Here is a 20,053-nt window from a genome sequence, read left to right on the forward strand (position 1 = left end):
GGGGATCTGGTCGTACTGAACCAGGAAAGACCGGATCTCTGCCACGCTGTATCCAGTAGTGATGGTCATGGTTAGTGTTCCTCTCAGTGTCAGACTGAGTGACTCACAACCAGCCTGACAGAGAGGGAGGCACGGACTTCATCAGGCGTCTCGTCCCCGCGCAGGCTCAGCAGCTGCTGAGCGATGAGAGGCCCGTCGTCGAGGCCCGCGCTCATGCGGATTGCCGAGACTCCTCCCTGGGCCTCGTGGTTCTGAGCCATCCAGTAATAAGGGGCCAGTCCTGCATAGCGTGGCAGCGGGCTCGGATGGAAATTGAGGATGTCCACAGCGGGCACGTCCCTCAGCTCGCGTCCGACCTGCAGTTGGTAGTTCGCCACGATGATGTAGTCCGGAGCCAGCGCGCGCATCGCCTCCACGATTTCGGAAGCATTGGGGTTCTCGGGCTGATACACGTCGACGCCGTTCTGGCGAGCCTCGGTAGCGACATCGACCTGCACGTCATCGTCGAGGTAGTAGTCGCAGAGAACGCCGGGCGCCCGTGTGACGACCGCTGCCAGGTTGCTTCGCTCGTCAGCGAGGAGACGGTGCAGAAACTCATAGCCGAACAGTGAGTTGGTCTCGGTGATGAGGACGAATCGTGTGTTCACTGTGCCCACCACGCCTTCTCCACCAGCTTCGCCCGCCACGTCAGGGTGTCGAAGAGGGCGTACCCAGGCTGCACGGGAAGCGGCACCCGGCCGGGCAGGTCCATGATCTCTTGGGCCAAGCGTTCGACAAGGACACCTTCGGCCAACGGGGGGCAGGCTCCGAAAATCGGCATGGTCTGGTTCTTCACAAACCATTCGTCCAGGGTCTTCTCCGACGGGAAGTCCTGGTACTCGGGCATGATCCGTTCCATCAGCCGCCGTGTGACCTCCGGCGTGAATTCGGCGTCCTCGGGAAGGTCATAGACCTCTTCGATCGGCATCGAGTCTTTCGTATAGGTGAAGATGATCGTCGAATGAGCCACTGTCGGGATCTTGAACATGAACTTGCACCGATCCGAGGCGCGGAACGCTCGATGCAGGGCATACCGGTTCTTGATCTGGAAGAATTCCATCTGGTCCATGACATAGTCGCACCCGTCCATGAATTCCTCGGCCGAGTCCGGAGTGATACCTTCAGGAAACACATCGATGTTGACATCGCCTGTGAGGTCGTAAACCTGCTCAGCGACCACTTCGGCCTTGTTCCGACCAATCGTGTCGCGTCCGGCACCGTACTGCCGCTGCACGTTCGTGAGATCGAAATGGTCGGGATCGGCCAGCTTCAGATTTAGTGCTCCCATGCGCACCAAACGGGCGGCAACTGCGCCACCGATGCCTCCGGTGCCAACGACCCCGATCACAGAGTCGCGGAGTCTTTCCTGCCTGGCGCGCTGCTCCTCGGTGGTGTCGCCGAGCCAGCCGAGGTTGCGATTGACCCTCTCCCAGTAGAAGTCGTCGTCGTAGGTGCCACGGTACTGCGGACGTCCCGTACTCATCATTCCTCCTCTGAATACGACAGATGCGATGGCATTGAGTCTTGTCCAGGAACTGTTCGGTGGTTGCCGAACAGACAGGGGCTCATACTGGAGGGATGGACACGCGCACGTTTCCCGAGGCTCTTCCGGATATCTCCCGGACCGCCGCCGCGCTGGCCGACGCTTCACGCGCAGCGATGTGCTCCGCTCTGATGGATGGGCGTGCATGGACGGTCGGCGAGCTGGCGAACTACTGTGGCCTCGCGCGTTCGACCGCCTCGGAACACGTGGACCTTCTCACCGAGCGGGGGCTCGTCCTCGACATCCGCCAAGGCCGGCATCGTTACGTCCGCCTTGCTGGTAGCGACATCGCCCGCGTCATTGAGAGTCTTGGTATCGTTGCGCAGTCGAAGTTCGACACCGCCCACAGTCTTCGGGCCTCCTCCGCCACCGACCGCGCCCGGGCTGGACGCACGTGCTATAAGCACCTCGCGGGTCGCCTCGGTGTCGCACTCGCAGAACAGCTTCACGATAGAGACTGCCTGAACGAAATGTGGGAGCCCACCGCCGCCGGTCGTGAGCTGCTGGCCGCGTGGGGGCTTCCGCACGCGCAGTCGGTGACTGCCACTCCATGCATGGACTCAACCGAGAGACGTTTCCACCTGGCCGGACCGCTCGGAAAAGAACTGTGCTCGGTATTCTTCGACAAGGGATGGATTGAACGTCTCGGTGCCACCCGAGCGGTGCGTTTAACCGATGCAGGCACGACAGCACTTGCGGACTCTGGTATTCGGCTGCTGACCGCTGTCGCATCCTGAGGCCCAGAGCATAACAACTACTATTTAGTCTCGATCGCGACGGTCCAAAGGTGTCGACTGCCTGTGGAAACCAAAGCGTCGGCGAAGCTTGTGGACCAGGACGGTGCTTTCAGACTTTCCCGGCCGCGCGAGCGCTGGTATCCCACAGATCCATCTCGGCGGGGTGGAGTTGGTGTTGCGTGACAAAGGATCTCGAGGCGATCTTCCACAGCCCCTGCCCAACACTCAGGGTCGGCAATAAGGACTCTTCGGTGCCGGTCAGGCCCAGGGCCTTGGCGGTGGAGCCGAGCTGGTCGGCTTCCTGCCGGTAGATCACGCGGGTCTCGGCGTTGGCCAGCAGGGAGGCCGCGATCGAACGCATCGCCGATCCTTGATCGCCGACGGCTTCCAGGTCCGAGATCCGGTGAAAGAGCATGAGGTTGGCGATCCCGTAATGGCGGGCCAGCCGCCAGTGCGAGTCCATCCGCCGCAGCAGCGGGGGGTGGCTCATCATCCGCCACGCCTCGTCATAGACGCACCACCGCTGACCGCCGCGCGGGTCCAACAGGGCCGCCTCCATCCAGGCCGACGAGCAGGTCATGAGCACGCTCATCAGCGTGTTGTTCTCCGTCACCCGGGACAGGTCCAGGCTGATCATCGGCAGCGTAGGGTCGAACATCTCGGTCGAGGGACCGTCGAAAAGTCCCGCGAGATCCCCGACCACGAGCCGACGCAGGGCATGGCCGGCGATCCTGCCGTCTTCGGTCAAACGTCCGTCGGCATCGTCGGAAGGGTTGAGGATGTGCTCGACGACCATCGGCAAGATCGGCGTGTCGTTCTCCCGCACCGTCGCGGCCAGGGCCGTGTCGATCGCGGTGTGCTCCAGCGGCGTCAGCGGCCGGGTCAGCACGGTCTCCGTCAGTGCTCCGATCAGGTCTCGGCGGCGGGAGGCGACCGTGGAGGACCACTCGGCATCGGTCATGCCGCTGGGCCGGTAGCCCTCATCAAGGGGATTGAGCCGACTCGGCAGCCCGTGGCCCAGCGCGATGGCGCGCCCGCCCACGGCTTGGGCGACCCGGGTGTGCTCACCCTTGGGATCACCGGGCACGTACACGCGCCGTCCGAACGGCAGACTTCTGGTGTAGAGGCTCTTGGCCAGGGCCGACTTGCCCGAGCCGACGATGCCGGCGACCACGACGTTCGGGGCGGTGATCACGCCGCGGGCGTAGAGCACCCACGGGTCATAGACAAAGCTGGCCCCCGAGTAGAGGTCCTGACCGATGAACACGCCTTCACTGCCCAGGCCCCCTTCGGCCAAGAAGGGATAGGCCGCGGCCAGGCTGGCGGTGGTGTCCTGATGCCGCGGCAACCGGAACCGGCCCGGGGTGCGCAGCGCTGCCGGCCCCGGCTCCCCGGAGGCCGGCAGGTACGCCCGGGCACGGCGTTCGGCGCGTTCGGCCTCGGCGCGTGCCTTCGCTGCGGCCATGTGCTGGCGGTTCTGCTTGGCCTGGATCGCGGTGGCCGCGGCCCGGCGAGCCTTGCGGGAGCGGCGCCGTTCAGAGGCAGGGGCGACCAGCACGGAGGTGTGCAGTCGCTCGTCGTCGTCCCGGCTCATCGTCCCAGCCCTCGGCTGTCCTTGACCGCGGCGACACCGGGGTGTTCGAACCATGAGCTGTCCCGGCGCGACGACTGCGTCGCCCCAGAAGACGGTGGAGCAGGGCTCTGCCCGGCAGGTGCCTGGCGCGGGGCCGGCTTGATCACCGGGCGCGGGAAGCCCGGCACATGACTGTGGTCCGGCACTGCGGGGGCGGCGGGTGTGTCGAGGGCGTCGTCCGGGTCCGGGGTGAAGGTCCGGTAGAGGCCGACGTGGCCGAGGTCGCGGTTGTAGACCATCATGTAGCCCTCACCGGAGGCGGTGTGGTCCAAGGCCCGTATCGGCGGGGTGGTGTAGACGTAGCCGTTGGTCAGAGCGGCGTCGGTGGTCTCGGCACCGGCGTCGAAGGCCTGCAGGTGATCGATCGCGGCGTCTTCGCCTTCGTCGTCGATGATCTCGATGACCTCATCGGCGTCCTGGCCTTGGAGGAAGACGACGTTTAGCCACTGCGGGTCCGGTTCCGGGGACGGCTGCCAGGCGATGAGGTGGGCGTGGGTGCCGGCCCGGTCCAGGCGAGCTTCGACGTCATCGATGAGGGTGACAGCCTCATCGAGCGCGTCGGCGGCGGCGAAGGCATGGGCCTCACCGGTCTTGAAGTCCCCGGCATCGGTGCTGGCCCGGTCGATGTAGTACACGTGCGTCTGCGCCAGGACCTCGAGGGTTTCGCGCAGGCGCCGGGTGGTGGCCAGCAGGTCCCCAACGATGCCGGGCATCGTCTCGGGACGGGAGATGGCGTGGATGGCGTGGGCCAGACCGCGTGTGGCCTCGGCGGTCTCGGCGGCATCACGGGCGGGATCGGAGTAGGTCGGCATGATCAGCTCTCCTGAGTCGAAGGTGGACGCTCCGGCTGCAGGGCGGGAGCGGAGATAGCACGGAGGTGCACGCGAAGGGTCAGACCCGACGGCACAGGGGCAGGGCCGCGGCGGTGAAGGCGCGGGCCTGTTGTCCGACCAGGCGGCGGGTCTCACAGGAGGCCTGGATCGCAGCTTGTTCGAGTGCGGCCAGGTCTCGGTCGAGGTCATCGAGGGTTTCGGCCGAGACGGAGATCAGGCCCGTGTAGCGCACGACGCCGTGGCCGGCGGTCAGATCGGCCTCTTGCTGGAGCACGTCCTGGAATTCGGCGCTGTGCCCGGCGTCTTCGATCTGCCCGATCCGGGCGCGCTGGGTCCGGTCGGAGATGTACTCGACCTTCTTCTTGCGGATATCTCTCGCGGCCTGATCGGTGCGCAGCGGGGTGCAGATCAACGAGAACGCCCGCTGGATACCGGTCGAGAGCAGCACAGGTGAGAGGAACCCGGGGTGGACCATCGCCCGGGGCCACTCGCTGATCCACAGCACCGCGTGGAACGCGGAGTCGGTGCGCAGGTGCCCCCACCGTTCAGTCACAGCGACCGGGCCGGCGGTGGCCAGGTCCTGGCCGATCTCGCCGTGGCGTTCCAGGGTCGCAGCGATGGCCGGGTCGTAGGCCGAGCGCAGGATCACCGCGATCTGGCCGGTGCTCAGCCAGTCGGTGAAGGACAGGTCGGCTGCCCGTAGCGCTGAGGCGAGGGTGGACATGTCCTGGCGGAGGATGTTCGCCGCCCCGCGCAGGCCGCCGCCGGCGGTGCGGATCTGGCGGGCGGCGTGCTTCATGTCCAGGCTCAGACTCAGCGTGGTCGCATGCCTCTCCCCGGCAGGGCCTGCCCGGTCGATGAGCTCGGCGTAGGTCGTCGCCGCCCACGAGCCGTCGTCGCTGCCGTGGGCGGACCACCATTCGGCCAGGCCCTGCCCGGAGTCGGGCAGGGTGCGCTCCAAGACTTGGAGCTGACTGATCCGGCCCGAGCGGCAGATCGTGGCCAGCACACGACCCCAGGATTCGACGCGGCGGTTCTGCTCGACCGGGTCCAGTAACACGAACGCCGGATGAGAGAGTTCGATCATCACCGTCAGCGTCGCGGCCGTGGGGTCGTGGATCATGCCGGCCCCGGTCTCGGGATCGGAATACTCCCGCAGTCGGGCGGCATCACCGGGCAGGGCAAGGGTGCCTGCCGGGCGGGGCATGACGATCCGGCGCCGGTAGATCAGCTGGCCCATGCTGGCCCGCCACACCCACCAGCCGGCGATCGGCACCCACTCCACCGCGGGGCGACCGCTGATGGGGATCCAGGTCATCGCCGCACCGAGGATCCAGATCGGTGATGTGAGCAGGAACAGCGCCCCGCCGCCGCCGTAGAAGGAGCCGACCAGGCTCACCCCGGCGATGCCGAGGGTGACCAGCTGGGAGGCCGAGAGCCCGAGCAGGATGCCCCGACGGGTCAGGCGGCTGAACTTCGCCGGGACCAGGGCGGTCCCGGACTCCGTGGAGGTTTCCGTGGACATGAGGGACTACTCCTTCCCACTCGTCGGGCCTGAGGGCTTCGGACCCTGCCGATTCGGGCCCTGCTTGGGCGCGGACGGTTTCGGTGAGGACGTGTCCGGCGGCGACTTCGGCACCGGCGAGGACGCCGGGGCGGCGTTCGGGGCCGGGGTATCGACCGGGGCCGGTGTCGAGGTCGTGGTGTCCTGGGAGGGCTTCTCGGCGCCCTCGGTTGCCGTCTCTGCCTGTCCGGCCAGGGCTTGGCCTGCTTCGGGGCCGGCGGTGGCGGCCTTCTTCGCGACCGCGGCACCAGCCACGACCGCTGCGGCCGGCCCGGCCGCAGCTGCGCCGGCCCCGGCACCCGCGCCCGCTCCAGCGCCCGCGCTGCCGGCTCCAGCACTTCCGGCCGAACCAGCACCCGCCGACCCCGCACTTGCACTGGAGGCACCGGAGCCACCGGTGCCACCGCCGGGACCAAGAGTGGCGGCCTGGCTCGAGCTGTTGCCGGACTTCTTCCCCCCGCCTCCGCCGTCGCCGCCTTTGTCGGACTTTCCGTCGAGGACCTTGTTCGGGCTGTTGCCCTGCGGCTTGCCCGGTGTCGGCATCGGCCGGTTCAGTGCCGATTTCGCTTCCTGCTCGGAGCCCATCGAGTTGTAGAGGTCGAAGCCGATGAAAGACAGGAATCTGTAGGTGAGATAGGGCGCGAACCCGGCGAGCGCCATGAGCACGATTCCGGCGAGAGGATCGGCGACCGAGGCCAGATCCGCCTCGATCGGTGCTGAGACCTGGGTGACGGCCACGAGCAGGATGATGACCAGGACGAGCTTGCTGAAGATCAACGCGAGGACGAACATCGACCATTTGCCGATCCAGCCGCGACTGGCATCCCAGGAGGCCCCGGCGAACGCGAACGGGGCCAGGACCACGGCGACCAGCAGCAGTGCTTTGCGGATGAGCAGGCTCAGCCACACGATCGCGGCCGCGGAGATCGCGAGGCCGCCGAGGAAGATCGAGATGATCGCGCCGACTCCCGGCGCGGTGATGTTCAGGGTGGCCAGCGCGGCGACCAGGCCGGTGATCTTCGCGCCCATCGACTCGGTGGTCTCGCCGGCGGCTTGGATGATGCCGATGCACAGCTGATCGACGATCTCGAGCAGTAGGGCGGTCAGGGTGAGCACGACGAAGGATCCGAGTACGCTCTTGGCCAGTCCGAAGGCTGCGCGGGAGAGCGCGCCGGGTTCTCGGCGGATCATCCCGGTGATCAGTTGCAGGCAGAAGAAGATCAGCATCACGAAGATCGCGATGCCGAAGATCAAGTTGAAGACCTCGACGTATTCGCCGCTGGTGACATCGACCAGGGTCGTGGTGTCGAAGATCTTCCAGACGGACTCGAACATCCATTCCGCGGCCGCGCCCATGCCCGCGGCCAGCCACTCGAATGGTGCTGATACGAGGCTGGCCGCGGCTTCCCCTGCGGTGTCGCAGACCGAGGAGAGGACAGGTACGTCGCAGAAGCCCATCTCAGATGCCCTGCCCGACGTCCCAGAAGAAGTTCACCAGGGTGACTGCGGCCCCCGACAGGACGGCTGCGGCACAGCTGATGAGGACACCGATTTTGCCCCTGCCCGCGAGGTTCGGGTTGCTCGAGTTGGAGCCGTACGCCCAGACAATCGCGGAGATAATCAGGGCGAGCACGGACAGGATCAGCGCCACGGTCATCACGGCGCCGACGATCTCGCGCAGCTGTTCGATGCCGGGGAGTCCGGAGTCATTGGGGTCAATGTTGATCACGACAGACGCTCCTTCATGCAGAGTCGTTGGGTGCTTGTCTGCGGCAAGGTGCACGGGCGTTGTCGTGGCATGAAGAAGCGCCCATCCGGTATCTGGATGGGCGCTCGGGTCGTTCGTGGAGTGGGGCGGGGATCAGAGCTGTTCGCCGAGGTTGACCAGCCAGTTCAGCCATCCGGTGGCCGCTCCAGCGAGGATCGCGCCGCCGAGGGAGACGAGCACGCCGATGCGGCCTTTGGCGGCGAGGCTGTAGTTGCCGGTGCTCGCAGCGATCGCCCAGATGATCGCGGAGACGAGGACCATGAGCACGGCGATGATCAGCGCGGCCATGAGCAAGGCACCGGCGACCTCCATGAGATCACCGATGCCGCTCATGCCCTCGAAATCGGGAAAAACATCCATGCCCCCAGGTGCACAGGCACCGGGTGGGGCGCCAGCCGCCGATTCGCGTCAACGTCGGGCACGGAGCATTACCTCGGTGGAAGCCCACGCACGTGAAACCGGGCATCGAATGCGACTGACCTGGTGGGTCGAGGGTTCACGGTGCGATCAAGAGACGAATGCATCTGATGTAACTTCGGACCTTTACCGGCAGGGTCGGATGATCGAAGTGCCCGAATGGCCTGCTCGCTTGGGTCCTCATGCCGTCCAGGTGGGTTGGCCGTCGCGTGCCATCGGATGTAGGCTTGCTTTATGCAAGCCAGTGAAGAATCAGTGAAGGACGCCGTCGTCGGCGTGTGGACGTTCGGCTCCTACGAGACGAAGGACATCGACGGTAGCGACGTGGCCTACCCGCTCGGGGAGCACGCGACCGGGATGATCATGTACACCGCTGACGGGTACATGTCGGTGCAGATTGGCGCCGCTGGCCGCCCGGCGTATGCGGACGGGGCCCTGCACGGCGGCACGGACGCTGAACGCGCCGCTGCCGCGGCCGGCTACCTCGCCTATACCGGCACTTACAGCGTGGACGTAGACGTGATCACCCATCACCCGGTCGCGAGCCTGTTCCCGAACTGGGAGGGCAGCGACGTGCCCCGCCGGGCCACGATCCAGAACGACACGTTGAGCCTGGACCTGCTGGAACCCATCCAGCAGGACGGCCAGGCCCGCACCGGAACGCTGAGGTGGCATCGTGCCTCTGCGCTCTGACTGGTCGCACGATGCCTGCTCGATCGCCCGCGGCGTCCAAGCCGTCGGTGACCCCTGGGTGCTGCTGATCCTGCGCGAACTGGTGAACGGACAGACACGGTTCGACGCCCTACGCGAAAGACTCGGTATCGCGGACAACACACTCGCAGCACGGTTGAAGTCCATGACCGAAGCCGGGCTCGTCACCCGGCATCCCTACCACGATGGGCGCCGCACCCGTTACGAGTACCAGCCCACCGAGGCCGCGAAGGACGCGCTGCCGATCCTGCACGCCTTCTCGCTGTGGGCCGGCAAGCACGCCACCGGCGATGCCGACCGGGAGATCGAGATCGTCTGCCGCGCCTGCGGTACCCACAGCACCATGGGTGAGAGGTGCAGCGCCTGCGGAAGTCAGCTCACCGTGGCGACCACGGCATGGATTCGCCCGTCGAGCACCGACCGCACACCGGTACCCCTGGCCGGATAGCCCCCGGAACACTTCCGCTCCCGGCCACCGCGCCCGCGGTGGTCCGAAGAAGCACCAGGAAAGGACACCCGATGCCCGCACCCGATACCGCCTCATTGCCCGCAGCATTCTACCTGCCACTCGCCGAGAACGAGTTCGACTCCACCGCGGCCACAATGAGCCCCTGGGACGAGTCGATGCAGCACGGCGGACCGCCGGCGGCGTTGCTGGCTCGCGCGGTCGAGCGGGTGCGCCCGGATGCGGGGATGCCGATCGGGCGGATCTCGATCGACATGCTCGGCCCGATCCCGCAGGGGCGTATTCGCACCGAAGCGCAGATCCTGCGGCCGGGCAAACGGATCGAGCTGGTCGAGGCCAAGCTGTGGGCAAACGAGAAGCTCGCGGTCACCGCGACCGCCTGGCGCCTCCGCGCCACCCCCGGCGCAACAACCGAGCAAGCACACACAGTGGAAGCCCCGGCGCTGCCGGAGGAGCAGGAGCAGGTCTACTTCCCCGGCGTGGATCCGGACTGGGGGTACGGGCGGGCCATCGAGTGGCGCTTCGTCGCAGGCTCCTACCAGGAGACGGGCCCGGCCAACGTCTGGGCCAGGCCCCGCATCCCGCTCGTCGCCGGCGAGGAGACCAGCCCCGTCCAACGGCTGGCGATCGTCGCGGACTCCGCCAACGGGCTCTCCGCCGAGCTCTCCCAGACCGAGTGGGCGTTCATCCCGCCGACCATGACACTCACCCTCGGCAGACAGCCCGGCACCGAGTGGGTCAACATCACCGCGCGCACGATCATCTCCGCAGATGGCCGCGGTGTGACCGACGGGGACCTCTACGATCAGGACGGATACCTCGGAGTCGTGAGCCAACCCCTGCTCGTCGCCGCCCGCTGACCCGACCGACGCGCATCACCGCGATACCGGCACCACTCATTACGAGGAGGACATCATGACCACGGCCTACGAGCCCGAGATCACCGCACTGCTGTGCGTGGACCTGTACAACGACTTCCTGACCGAGGGCGGCAAGCTCTACCCCTGGGTCAAGGACATCGCCGAGGCCAACGACATGCACGAGAACCTGCGCACGCTAGTGGCAGCCGCCCGGGAGAAGGGCATCACCGTCTACCACGTACCGCACCACCGGTGGGAGCCCGGCGACTACCAGGACTGGAAGTACCCCTCGCCCTATCAGCTCGGTGCTGCCGAGCGGCAGGCGTTCGCCAAGGACACCTGGGGCGGGACGTTCCACGACGACTTCCAGGTCCAGGACGGCGATGTCGTGGCCACCGAACACTGGGCCTCCAGCGGCTTCCCGAACACCGACCTGGAGCACAAGCTCAAGCGGTTCGGCAAGGAGAAGATCATCTGCGTGGGACTACTGGCGAATACGTGCTTGGAGGCCACGGCCAGGATCGGGATGGAACTGGGCTTCCATACGACCTTGGTCCGTGACGCGACTGCGGCCAGGTCCGAAGAGGCGCTGCACGCCGCGCTCAACATTGACGGGCCGACCTACGCGCACGAAGTGCTCACGACTGCTGAGGTAATCCACGCGCTGGGATAGGACCAGCACTTAGTGACGGCGTCCGTGTGCGGCGATACATTAGATGCACGATTCGTGCATTAGATGCGATCCGCCGCACGAAAGGCCAGGTCAGGAGTGCGTCGCAGGGTAGGCCCGGACCTAACGTGTTGCCGCAGATCGGCGCGATTCCGCCATGTATCAAGTGCATGAATCGTGCTTTAGCCTCGATCCACCGATGAACGCTGGAGTAGGTGTCGGGTCCGATTTCAGCTGAGGTCGCAGCCTCCGGGCAGGAATGATCGCCGGGCCTCGCTGCCCGGAGCGTTCCACTGATGGTCCTCAAGTCGCGCCGTTCGCCGGCTGGTCGGTCAGGCTGCAGCTTGCTGTGGTGGTCCGTTGATGGCGGTGAATAGGTTCGTCCAGGCGGTCTCCCACGGCCAATCCTGCGGCAGGTGCAGGGTGATCCGGCGGGCGGAGGTCGCGGTCCGGGCCGGGACGCTGATGAGTTTGCGCCGGATGGTGCCGGTGGTCGCCTTGGCCAGCCCGGCCCCGGCGATCGTGGCCGCGGCCCGGGTGAGGTTGAACGCGAGGACGGCCAGCACCAGCCAGGCGGCGTTGGCATTGAACTCCCCGGAGGGCAGGTGGGCCAGCGCGCTGTCCTTCAGATCGGCGTTGACCTGCTCGATCACGGCATGGGCGCGGTGGGTCTTGTCCGCGGTGACGGTGTCCAGGTCGCTGGTGGTGAAGAAGGCGTGGAACCGGTGGGTGTCGAACAGGGTCGGCTGGTCGAGGTCCTTCGGGTTGAGCTCGGGAATGCGGCGCACCACCAGGCGGCCGGGCACGCGTTGGCCCTTTCTCTTCGAGGTGAAGGCGGTGTAGTCGATCTCGGCGACCTCGGCGCTCGAGATCCAGGTGCCGGTGTCCTCGTCGTAGACCGCGTCGGTGTACTTGATGGTCTGCCAGGCACTGTCGTCGATGGCGGCGATGGCCTTCTTCACGGCCGGGTCCATCCTGACGGTGACGGACACCTCGGCCCCGCCGGCGATCGCGGCCTGCACGGCGGCGTGGCCGTAGTAGGCCGAGTCGGCCCTCATCAGGGTCCTTGCCCCGGCCATGCCGGCGAGGCGGCCGGTGGTGGCCAGTGCGTCGCCGATCAGCCGAGCCGGTGGTGTTGACGGTGGCCAGCTGCGCGTTGAGCCCGCGGACCCCCGAGTAGCCGTAGCTGGAGCCCTGCTTGGCGTGGCCGTGGACCTGGACGATGGTGTCATCGACGTCGACGTACACGTACTGGCCGGGCTCACGGACCAGCAGCGGAGCCTGGGCGCTCAACCCGGTCAGCACCCGGGAGGCGACCGCGTCGAGCTGGCGCACGTGGCCGAAGGCGAACTTACGCAGGAACGAGCCCAGCGTCGAGGGTGCGTACCGGCCGGTGAAGACCTTTCCGGTGCCGCCGTGGCGCAGCAGGGCCATGTCGTCGATCGAGTCGGCGCCGGCGACCATCCCGGCCACCAGGGAGGCCACCTTCGCCCCGGCGTTGGCGCCCTTGTCCGTGGGCACGCTCAGGTGCTGGTCGGCCAGCGCGTGTAGGCCGGCATCTGCGGCGAGCTTGACGGCCGGCACCAGGCCGGCTGCCGACACGAGATTCGGGTCATCGAAGGACACTGACGTGGCCGCCGAAGTATGAGAGAGTTGCACCTGCGAGATGCTCCTTGATCAATTGGAAAGTGAACTGTCGCAAGTTCCATTTTCCCTGATCACAGGGGCATTCTCGTGTTTAACGCGCCATCAAAACCACTACTCGATCGGTGGATCCAGGTTTAGATGCAACTTCCGAGATTATTCTTTCACCGTGATGTGGACGTGGTCGTAGTGTCCGCCTGTGATGTCCTCGGGACTGTGCATGCCCCCACCGTCGTAGTCGCGCCACCCGTCCTTGTCGCTGCCGACCGACCAGATCTTGCCCTGCCAGATCAGATACTCCACGCCCAGGTCCTCGGCATGGTCTTGCATCCAGTGCGTGAAGTCCCAGCCCGCCTCGAGCTGATCCGGCGTCGGCATCTGCCCGATCGGGTTGCCGAACGTGACATCGCAGGCCCGGCCCAACGGGTGCTCGGACTTCTGCCCGGGTCTGGGGGAATAACAGGCCCAGGAGGTGTCGGGGTAGGCCTTCAGCGCCTCGTCGTGGACGTGGAGCATGCGCGCGGTGATCTGCCCGTCGCTGGTGGGATCGTCGACCATCTGGCTGGGATCATCCCCGTCGAAGTCGCTGGGGTCTTCGCCTGTCCCGCCACCGTCGTCGGTCTCGCAGCCGTCCTCGCCGGGTTCTGGGTTGCCGCCTTCGGCCTCGGGGAGGTCTGCCGCGTCGTGATCGTTAAGCCAAGCGGCGGGGTCGGTGTAGTCGCCGTCTGGTCCGCCTTCGCGGACTTCGAAGTGCAGATGGGCTCCGGTGGACTGGCCGGAACTTCCGACGTCGGCGATGTGCTGCCCCGCCGTGATCTCATCGCCGACCTGGACGTGGATGCCGTCTTCCCACATGTGGATATAGGCCGTGGCCAGTCGCTGCCCGTCGACCTGGTGGTCGATGACGACGATCCCGCCGCCGGAGTCGGTGTACTGGGCCTCAGCCACAGTGCCATCAGCGGCGGCGAGGATCTCGGTACCGTCCTCGGCGGCGAAGTCACTGCCGGTGTGCAGGGTCTCTTCGCCGGTGATCGGGTGCGTGCGCGGGCCGAACGGGGAGGTCGCGACCCAGGTGTCCTCCGGGAGGGGGAAGACCACGCGGGAGGTCTCCGCGGCCGGCTGATCATCTTCTTCCCCGTCGCCGCTGCCGTCCTCTGAGGTCGACAGCTTGGTGAGGATGGCCTCGGCGACCGGCTCGTAGTTGGCGTAGCGGTCGGGGTAGGCGCTGACTTCGACGGCTTGGGCGGCTTCGCCCTTGCTCATCTCCTCCCACCCGTCGATATCCAGCAGGCCCCGCGGGGAACCGCCGTTGGGACCGTCCGGCCCGCCGTAGAACGCTTCAGCCTGGTAGTCGGGATCCATCAGCTCTTCGACCGATCCCCACCCGGATTGCGGGCGCATCTGGAACAGCCCCAGAGAGTCGTTGTCGGAGCCATTGCCGTCGTTGGGCATGTCGCCGGATTCGGGGTAGGAGCTGGTGTTCGACAGCTGCTTGAGCACGGATTCGGTCAGTGCCGCCATCAGGGCGATCTGGACCCCGTCGCGGGTGACGCCCTCGGTCTTCGAGCCGGTCTGGATGATCGTGGCCGCGTGCTCGAGCTGCTTCTTGCCCAGCGTGATCGTCTCGCCGTTGGCGGTCTCGGCGGTGAGCTCATCGGGGACATCACCAACATCGCCAACATCACCGTTCTCCCCGGGGGCTACGCATTGGGCGGAGGCGGCGGGGTTCATGATCAGGCCGACGCCGACCAGGGCGAACATCGGGCCCAGCAGAACCAGGACGGCCAGAGCGGCCACGGCTTTCTTCATCGCACGGCCTTTCGTCTCAGCGCAGGGGCGTATCCAGCGCCGAGAGCCGCATGAGGAAACAGGAGTCCTCTTGCCCCTCCGTGGAGGGCGCCACCGTGGCGGTGCTCTCCGGGGTGCTGGTGGCCTTCGGGCAGGTGAGGAAGAGGGTGAAGGTGACCGGGTGCTCGGAGGTGGCGGGGGCGTCGTTCCATGTGCCGTCGCGGTGCCGGGTGCCTTCGATGGTGATCGCGGTCGCGCCCTCGGGCAGTTGTCCCGGCTGGGCCTGGGCCAGGGCCTCGTCCCACTGCTCGGGGACGTAGGCCCGGTCGATGCTCAGATGCTGGCGGGTGGAATGCTTGCGCAGCTCGACCCAGGCCTCCCGGGTCGGGAGGTAGCCGGCGATGTCCGAGGCCAGTCCGGCTTGCTCGACGCCGCTGGGGTCGGCGACCTCCAGCACGGTGGCGGTGTAGTCCAGGGGCATCAACCCGCTGGTGGTGTCCCAGGTGAACAGTGCCTCGGCGGCACTGCGGGCGAAGTCCTCCGGGTCGGTCGAGGGGGCGATGCCGGGGATCTCGACCTCCGCCGGAGCCGGGGACGGTGCTGGAGTCTCGGTGCCTGGAGGGTCAGGCTGTGGTGCGGTGTGCTCCGGGTTGGCGGGGCCGATGATGATGCCGTAGACCCCGACCCCGGTGAAGATGAGCAGGATGATCGTGGCGATGGCCAGGGCGATGTGGCGGCGGCGCAGCCGCGGGGAGCCTTCAGTTCTCGTCATACCCCCAGGTGCACTCCGACCGTCGCCGGTCGGGCGGGGCGGGGTCAGAGGGCGCGCAGATGCCCTCGTCGCGCGCCCTCGTCGTGGGCGTCGCGGGCAGCGCGCAGGTCCCGGGCGAACTGGCTGGTTCCCTCCGCGGTGGCGAGGAAGCTCTCGATCTGTTCCTCGCTCAGCTCAGCGGCGAGCGCCTCGGCGTTGTAGTGGATCCACCAGTTCTCCAGCTCGGTCCAGGTGGCGTTGAACGCGCGCAGGGGCCAGCGGATGATCTTCGCCACCGGTTCCTCATGACTGGTCTCGGGCGGGTCTCCGGCGGGCTGATCCGGGGCGTCCTTGCTCCGGTGAGCGCGCGCGATCGCGTCGTCGGCCATGCTCTGCAGATCCGTGCCGCGCGCCGGCACCGCCTCGCGCTGCTGCAGGCCGCGGATGCGCTCGTAGGCGGGATGGACGGGGCCGCCGTCGTTGATCGCCTCCAGCTCCGCGGTGATCTGCTCTCGCAGCGCCGGTGGGGTCTCGGGGTCGGTGGCGAGCTGATGCAGGTAGGCGATCTTGTCCAGCGTGGTGTGGGAAGCACCGCCGGGGATCATCCCTGCGGCCTGTGCGCGTGCTTCACCTCGGGGAGTCCCCAACGGGTCCGCAAATTTTGCGGACCCGTTCCACCGGGGCTGATGTTCGGAACTGAACTGCGTTGCGGACTCACGTCGGCTGGCGTCTTCGGCCATGAGCGTCTTGAGCTCCCCGTACAGTGCGGCGGCCTCGACGGGGGTGAGGTCCTTGTGCTGGGTGTTCTCATCCTGTTCGGCCAGCAGGTGCCCGAGCCGGTCCGAGATGCTCGAGCGGACCCACACGTCCACCGTCCGCCAGCCCAGCTGCTTCACGGCCGCCAACCGGCGAGCGCCACAGACCAGGGTCCCGTCGGTGGTGATCGTCGGCGGCTGCAGCAGTCCGAGCTGGGCGATGGACGCGGCCAGGGCGTCGATGTCGCCGAGGTCGGTGCGGTGCCGGTGCCCGATCATGATCGAGGCAACGGCCCGCTGGAGTTGGATGTGTCCCTGTGCCTGTCCCATCAGCGATACCCTCCACGGCGCGGGGCGGCCAGGGAGAGGGTGAGCACGAGGTCTTCATCGCGCAGCAGTGCCCGCAGGGTCTCGCCGATGAGCAGCCGGTGCAGGATTCCGCGACCGGTGCTGGTCGCGGCATAGGCCGGGTGCGGGTGCCCCAGCAGCGCTTTGAGCAGAATCGACCAGGAGTCGGCTTCGATATCCAGCAGCGCTTGGGCGTGCTTGTCTCGGCGCAGCGCCTCGTAGGCGGTACGCCGGGTCCCGGCGCGGGCCAGTTCCTGGCAGACGTGCTCGACCGCGGCCCGAGCCAGCGCCGGCGGCCATTTCATCATGGTCACGAAGGCGATGGCGTCTTCGACCAGGCGGGTGGCGGTGGTGAAGGTGTCGTACTCGCGCCGCTGGTCGTCCTCGTCGTGATCGGCGGGGTCCTCGGTCGGGTCGGGGTCGGTGATGTGGAAGGCCTCGTGGTAGTCCGTCAGGGGGTTCTCACGGTCGGAGATCCGTTCGGGATCGTGGAAGGCGGACACGTGCGGGCGGCGAGCTTGATGGACTGAGCACAGCAGTCCTTGGGCGCGTTCTTCGGCGATGCAGGTGATCCGCACCGCGTGGGTGATCACACCCCACGGGTCCTTCGCGGTGCGCGCCGAGCGGGTGCGCATGACATCGAACGCCGCACTGGCGGCCTCCCAGGGGTCGAGGCCGTGCTTGCGCGCCAACGGCGTGTACTTGGCCGCGGCGTGTTCCATCAGATCTGCGGCCACGGGGTCCAAGCGCCAGGCGGCGGGTCCGGCCTCATGCAGGCGGACGAGCAGGGCGCGCAGGCCCTCGCTGGTCGTGAAGTCTTCGGGTTCGGACAAGGTCGTCATCATCGGTATTTCCTCCTGTACGTCAGGTGCACGTCGCTTTCGTGGGGGTCGCATCGGGTCGTGGCGTGGGCTCATGTGAGGTCACCGCCTAGTTCCGTGCGATGGCCGAGCGGGTGGCCGGTTCGCGGATATGGCCGTGGCCGAAGGCCTTCAGCGGTGGCAGCTTCTTCGCGGCAAACGCGCCGGCGCTCTTCCCGGCGGTGACCAGGCCGCGGTCGACCTTGCGGGCGAGGTGTTCCTGCAGGGCGATCCCGCGTCCTGCCATCGCGGCGGAGGACCGGGCGACCAGGTCGGTGGGCCTGACCCAGTCGACGCCGCGGCCCTGCGGGGCCTGGAGGCGCTGGTGCAGGCTCGCGCGGCGCTGCGCGGTCTTCTCGTGCTCGATCGCATCCGGAGCCCCCGTGCCCTCACGGCCGGTGATCCTCGCGGCGTCGTGATCGGGCTCGGCCTCGGGTTCAGGGGCGTCCCACCAAGGGTTCTGCTCTCCGGCAGGGTCCGGAGCGGGTGCGGTGTTCAGCGCATTCCATGGTTCGGGATCGGGCGGGGTGAAGCTGGTGTCCCAGTTCTGCGCGTCCTGGGCGGGATCGGAACTCATGATGTGCTCTCCTTCTCTGCGGCCTCCCCGGGTTCGGACGAGGCGGTAGTGGCGGTCTGGCGGGTGCGCCAGCGGCCGATGGTCGAGGGATGAACGTCCAGGCGCGCGGCGATGGCCTTGTTCGACCACCCGGCCTCCCACAGCCGCGCCGCCTCCGGCTTCCGTCCCGACCCCGCCGATTCGCTCGTGCGCGATGGGGCAGGAAGCTGCGTGGGACCGTCGTCGGATACGGCCTCGGTCGGTGTAGGCGAAGACTCGGCGGTCGGTTCCAGCGGGGTCGGTGAGGGCAGAGCCGACCGGGGCAGGTCCGCCACGGTCGAGGACGTCAGCGGCAACTCGTCACCGTCGCCGTCTGTCCGGTCCGGCACCGTTGCGAGCTCGGGGTCGACGGCATCGGTGCGCTCGGCCTTCTCCAGCCCGTCTACAGCGGATGAGCGATGGTGGTGGGCGGAGCGGATGAGGACCACAGTCAGATGCGTGGATGCCAGCAGCACCAGCGGCGGTACCGAAGCGATCACCGACGCCAGCAATCCCGGCACGGCTGCCTCCGCGGCCACCACAGCGTGCATCGCGTTCGCCGCCACCGAGACCAGAGCCCCAGCGATGAGCAGCCCCCACGGATACCAGGCCCCAGCCCGCCCATCGAGAGCCACCACAGCGATCGTGGCGACGACGATGAGCCCATCGACGAGCAGCGGCCACACCCACGCCTGCGAGCTGGCGATCCCTGAGCGTCGCGCCAGATCCGCCAGAGCGGTGAACGAGAGCCAGAACGCGCCCAGAGCGATCCCGATCGTCCCGCATGCGGCCGTGATCACCGACCATCCCCACCGTTCCGAGCTGCCCATGATCACATCACCCGATACACCGGCGGACGCGACGGCCCCGTACTCGCCGGGGAGAACGAGCGCTGCTGGTCGCCGACGGTGGTGCGTTGCCGTGCTCCGCTGCCGTGGACGTTGTGGTAGGCCGACTGCACCGTCCGGGAGATCTCCCGCTGGCCCAGCCCCGCCTGACCGGCGGCGGCACCGAGGACGTCGAGAGCCTCACCGGCAGGCATGCCGTTCTCCGCCAGCCGGCACGCGGCCTTGAACAAGCCCAGGTTCCGTTCGCCCTCGCGCAGGCTGGCCACCCGGTCAGCGAGCGCGGCGATATTCGGCGTCCGCCGAGTCCCGCGTGACTCGGGTGCAGGCACGGCAGGGCGGGGATCGAGGAAGTCCCGCAAGCCCTGGGCATCCACGGCGGTGGCCGGGCCGTTGTTGACTTGGTCCAGCCGGTAGTGGTGTTGCTGGCCGTCGATGTGGCGGTGTGAGGGCGGGACGATGATGTAGCCGCCGTCACCGCGGAAATCCACACCAGCCCGGGCCGCCTGCCACGACCGCTGCTGCGTCGCCGGTGTGGCCGGGTAGATCAGGTGGGCGCCGCCGGAGGGGGTGCGGGTGACGACTTCCCAGTGCCCGAGCTTCCCGGCGTCGTGGGCGCGGTTGATCGCGTCGTAGCCGTTGACCTTCTCGTGCAGGTCGACATCGACGACGACCACACCACTGGGATGGCCGGTCGGCAGGCCGATGTTGGCGTTGGGGATCTGGTCCCACCACGCCTGGACCTGGCTGAAATCTGTCGTGGCATCGTGGAACCCGCCGTGGGTCAGGGGGCGCTTGCCGTTCGGCGCGCAGGGGAAGACGGGTACTCCAGCCCGGGCGAACTCGCGTGCGGCTGCGCCTAAGGGCCAGGAGTCATCGAGGCGGAGGAGGACCGAGGAGACGGCACCGTGTTCGGCCATCACGACCACGCCCCTCGGGCGGTGCCTGTGGCAGGTGCGGTCCTGTCGTGATCGCGTGCTGTGTGATCAGGTCGTGGTTCGTGTCGGTTGTGCCGTGCGTGTCTCATCACCAGGTCTCCTCGTCGAGAGCCGGCTTCGGGGTGTGGAGCAGGCTCTACGTCCGGCAGGTGCGCGGAGAGGGTCCGGCGTGTCGAGACGGCCAGCACTCACGATCGGTGAGTAGGGTGGCCGCCAGGGCGCGACTCGCACCTGACGTATACACCGGGATAGCGGGAAGTTAGTCGAGCCGGAGCTGGACCTTAGGGA

The 20,053-nt window shown here is 67.5% G+C and carries 20 protein-coding genes and 1 pseudogene; 5 read left to right on the plus strand and 16 right to left on the minus strand.

Annotated elements, in window-relative coordinates; all coding sequences use genetic code 11:
- Nucleotides 1–89: 89 nt before the first annotated feature.
- Both BANT918_RS15775 and BANT918_RS15780 read right to left on the minus strand, forming a co-directional pair.
- A complete protein-coding gene (locus BANT918_RS15775) occupies nucleotides 90–647 on the minus strand; it encodes a formyltransferase family protein (protein ID WP_196776662.1) in 558 nt (185 codons plus the stop codon).
- The gene (locus BANT918_RS15780; RefSeq protein WP_009882006.1) at nucleotides 644–1,522 is read right to left on the minus strand and encodes a ThiF family adenylyltransferase; all 879 of its coding nucleotides are present in this window, start codon (nucleotides 1,520–1,522) and stop codon (nucleotides 644–646) included. Before BANT918_RS15780 ends, BANT918_RS15775 begins: the two co-directional genes overlap by 4 nt.
- 95 nt (nucleotides 1,523–1,617) lie before the next feature.
- Between BANT918_RS15780 and BANT918_RS15785 the strand changes: the two genes are divergently transcribed.
- Nucleotides 1,618–2,319 carry a helix-turn-helix domain-containing protein gene (locus BANT918_RS15785; RefSeq protein WP_009882007.1) on the plus strand — a complete coding sequence of 234 codons (702 nt, stop codon included), beginning with the start codon at nucleotides 1,618–1,620 and terminating at the stop codon, nucleotides 2,317–2,319.
- Between the two features lie 109 nt (nucleotides 2,320–2,428).
- Here BANT918_RS15785 and BANT918_RS15790 read toward each other — a convergent pair whose 3' ends face one another.
- The 6 genes from BANT918_RS15790 to BANT918_RS15815 all read right to left on the minus strand — a co-directional run bounded on the left by BANT918_RS15790 (nucleotide 2,429) and on the right by BANT918_RS15815 (nucleotide 8,477).
- Complete coding sequence (locus tag BANT918_RS15790) at nucleotides 2,429–3,913, minus strand: ATP-binding protein (protein ID WP_009882008.1); 1,485 nt, start codon at nucleotides 3,911–3,913, stop codon at nucleotides 2,429–2,431.
- Nucleotides 3,910–4,764, minus strand: coding sequence for a hypothetical protein (locus BANT918_RS15795; RefSeq protein WP_009882009.1), 855 nt, complete (start codon nucleotides 4,762–4,764; stop codon nucleotides 3,910–3,912). Before BANT918_RS15795 ends, BANT918_RS15790 begins: the two co-directional genes overlap by 4 nt.
- Before the next feature lie 79 nt (nucleotides 4,765–4,843).
- Nucleotides 4,844–6,310, minus strand: coding sequence for a PrgI family protein (locus tag BANT918_RS15800; protein WP_009882010.1), 1,467 nt, complete (start codon nucleotides 6,308–6,310; stop codon nucleotides 4,844–4,846).
- 6 nt (nucleotides 6,311–6,316) lie between these two features.
- Nucleotides 6,317–7,807 carry a hypothetical protein gene (locus tag BANT918_RS15805; protein ID WP_009882011.1) on the minus strand — a complete coding sequence of 497 codons (1,491 nt, stop codon included), beginning with the start codon at nucleotides 7,805–7,807 and terminating at the stop codon, nucleotides 6,317–6,319.
- A gap of 1 nt (nucleotide 7,808) precedes the next feature.
- Nucleotides 7,809–8,078, minus strand: coding sequence for a DUF6112 family protein (locus BANT918_RS15810; RefSeq protein WP_009882012.1), 270 nt, complete (start codon nucleotides 8,076–8,078; stop codon nucleotides 7,809–7,811).
- 132 nt (nucleotides 8,079–8,210) lie between these two features.
- Entirely contained in the window at nucleotides 8,211–8,477 is a 267-nt protein-coding gene (locus tag BANT918_RS15815; protein WP_025388076.1) for a DUF6112 family protein, read from the minus strand.
- A 291-nt stretch (nucleotides 8,478–8,768) separates the two neighbouring features.
- On the opposite strand from BANT918_RS15815, the gene BANT918_RS15820 reads away from it, so the two are divergent.
- From BANT918_RS15820 to BANT918_RS15835, 4 genes are all read left to right on the plus strand, one after another.
- Entirely contained in the window at nucleotides 8,769–9,227 is a 459-nt protein-coding gene (locus tag BANT918_RS15820; protein WP_009882014.1) for a lipocalin-like domain-containing protein, read from the plus strand.
- On the plus strand, nucleotides 9,211–9,693 hold the full coding sequence (locus BANT918_RS15825) for a winged helix-turn-helix transcriptional regulator (RefSeq protein WP_009882015.1): 483 nt from the start codon (nucleotides 9,211–9,213) through the stop codon (nucleotides 9,691–9,693). The genes BANT918_RS15820 and BANT918_RS15825 overlap by 17 nt, the downstream gene beginning before the upstream one ends.
- Nucleotides 9,694–9,764: 71 nt before the next feature.
- On the plus strand, nucleotides 9,765–10,571 hold the full coding sequence (locus BANT918_RS15830; protein ID WP_009882016.1) for a thioesterase family protein: 807 nt from the start codon (nucleotides 9,765–9,767) through the stop codon (nucleotides 10,569–10,571).
- 55 nt (nucleotides 10,572–10,626) lie between these two features.
- A complete protein-coding gene (locus BANT918_RS15835; protein ID WP_009882017.1) occupies nucleotides 10,627–11,244 on the plus strand; it encodes a cysteine hydrolase family protein in 618 nt (205 codons plus the stop codon).
- Between the two features lie 329 nt (nucleotides 11,245–11,573).
- Here the strand turns inward: BANT918_RS15835 and BANT918_RS15840 are convergent.
- The 8 genes and pseudogenes from BANT918_RS15840 to BANT918_RS15875 form a co-directional block, all read right to left on the minus strand.
- Nucleotides 11,574–12,900 (minus strand): annotated as a pseudogene (locus BANT918_RS15840) (IS1380 family transposase).
- A 141-nt stretch (nucleotides 12,901–13,041) separates the two neighbouring features.
- Nucleotides 13,042–14,694: a M23 family metallopeptidase gene (locus tag BANT918_RS15845; RefSeq protein ID WP_009882020.1), complete on the minus strand. Its 1,653-nt coding sequence runs from the start codon at nucleotides 14,692–14,694 to the stop codon at nucleotides 13,042–13,044.
- 16 nt (nucleotides 14,695–14,710) lie between these two features.
- Entirely contained in the window at nucleotides 14,711–15,445 is a 735-nt protein-coding gene (locus BANT918_RS15850) for a hypothetical protein (RefSeq protein ID WP_009882021.1), read from the minus strand.
- Nucleotides 15,446–15,489: 44 nt separating this feature from the next.
- A complete protein-coding gene (locus BANT918_RS15855; RefSeq protein ID WP_009882022.1) occupies nucleotides 15,490–16,509 on the minus strand; it encodes a ParB N-terminal domain-containing protein in 1,020 nt (339 codons plus the stop codon).
- The gene (locus BANT918_RS15860) at nucleotides 16,509–17,372 is read right to left on the minus strand and encodes a hypothetical protein (protein WP_009882023.1); all 864 of its coding nucleotides are present in this window, start codon (nucleotides 17,370–17,372) and stop codon (nucleotides 16,509–16,511) included. The genes BANT918_RS15855 and BANT918_RS15860 overlap by 1 nt, the downstream gene beginning before the upstream one ends.
- An 85-nt stretch (nucleotides 17,373–17,457) precedes the next feature.
- Nucleotides 17,458–17,964 carry a hypothetical protein gene (locus BANT918_RS15865; RefSeq protein ID WP_009882024.1) on the minus strand — a complete coding sequence of 169 codons (507 nt, stop codon included), beginning with the start codon at nucleotides 17,962–17,964 and terminating at the stop codon, nucleotides 17,458–17,460.
- Nucleotides 17,961–18,812, minus strand: coding sequence for a DUF2637 domain-containing protein (locus BANT918_RS15870; protein WP_081748497.1), 852 nt, complete (start codon nucleotides 18,810–18,812; stop codon nucleotides 17,961–17,963). The genes BANT918_RS15865 and BANT918_RS15870 overlap by 4 nt, the downstream gene beginning before the upstream one ends.
- A 2-nt stretch (nucleotides 18,813–18,814) precedes the next feature.
- Complete coding sequence (locus BANT918_RS15875) at nucleotides 18,815–19,747, minus strand: bifunctional DNA primase/polymerase (RefSeq protein ID WP_009882026.1); 933 nt, start codon at nucleotides 19,745–19,747, stop codon at nucleotides 18,815–18,817.
- Nucleotides 19,748–20,053 lie beyond the last annotated feature (306 nt).

Source organism: Brevibacterium antiquum CNRZ 918 (assembly GCF_900169145.1).
Taxonomy (GTDB): Bacteria; Actinomycetota; Actinomycetes; order Actinomycetales; family Brevibacteriaceae; genus Brevibacterium; species Brevibacterium koreense.

Bases quoted from the DNA above. Each gene is read 5' to 3' on its own strand.
- BANT918_RS15790 (WP_009882008.1), bottom strand. From the start codon at position 3,913: ATGAGCCGGGACGACGACGAGCGACTGCACACCTCCGTGCTGGTCGCC.
- BANT918_RS15795 (WP_009882009.1), bottom strand. From the start codon at position 4,764: ATGCCGACCTACTCCGATCCCGCCCGTGATGCCGCCGAGACCGCCGAG.
- BANT918_RS15780 (WP_009882006.1), bottom strand. From the start codon at position 1,522: ATGAGTACGGGACGTCCGCAGTACCGTGGCACCTACGACGACGACTTC.
- BANT918_RS15835 (WP_009882017.1), top strand. From the start codon at position 10,627: ATGACCACGGCCTACGAGCCCGAGATCACCGCACTGCTGTGCGTGGAC.
- BANT918_RS15875 (WP_009882026.1), bottom strand. From the start codon at position 19,747: ATGGCCGAACACGGTGCCGTCTCCTCGGTCCTCCTCCGCCTCGATGAC.
- BANT918_RS15785 (WP_009882007.1), top strand. From the start codon at position 1,618: ATGGACACGCGCACGTTTCCCGAGGCTCTTCCGGATATCTCCCGGACC.
- BANT918_RS15855 (WP_009882022.1), bottom strand. From the start codon at position 16,509: ATGGGACAGGCACAGGGACACATCCAACTCCAGCGGGCCGTTGCCTCG.
- BANT918_RS15815 (WP_025388076.1), bottom strand. From the start codon at position 8,477: ATGGATGTTTTTCCCGATTTCGAGGGCATGAGCGGCATCGGTGATCTC.
- BANT918_RS15865 (WP_009882024.1), bottom strand. From the start codon at position 17,964: ATGAGTTCCGATCCCGCCCAGGACGCGCAGAACTGGGACACCAGCTTC.
- BANT918_RS15800 (WP_009882010.1), bottom strand. From the start codon at position 6,310: ATGTCCACGGAAACCTCCACGGAGTCCGGGACCGCCCTGGTCCCGGCG.
- BANT918_RS15870 (WP_081748497.1), bottom strand. From the start codon at position 18,812: ATGGGCAGCTCGGAACGGTGGGGATGGTCGGTGATCACGGCCGCATGC.
- BANT918_RS15845 (WP_009882020.1), bottom strand. From the start codon at position 14,694: ATGAAGAAAGCCGTGGCCGCTCTGGCCGTCCTGGTTCTGCTGGGCCCG.
- BANT918_RS15805 (WP_009882011.1), bottom strand. From the start codon at position 7,807: ATGGGCTTCTGCGACGTACCTGTCCTCTCCTCGGTCTGCGACACCGCA.
- BANT918_RS15820 (WP_009882014.1), top strand. From the start codon at position 8,769: ATGCAAGCCAGTGAAGAATCAGTGAAGGACGCCGTCGTCGGCGTGTGG.
- BANT918_RS15850 (WP_009882021.1), bottom strand. From the start codon at position 15,445: ATGACGAGAACTGAAGGCTCCCCGCGGCTGCGCCGCCGCCACATCGCC.
- BANT918_RS15860 (WP_009882023.1), bottom strand. From the start codon at position 17,372: ATGATGACGACCTTGTCCGAACCCGAAGACTTCACGACCAGCGAGGGC.
- BANT918_RS15830 (WP_009882016.1), top strand. From the start codon at position 9,765: ATGCCCGCACCCGATACCGCCTCATTGCCCGCAGCATTCTACCTGCCA.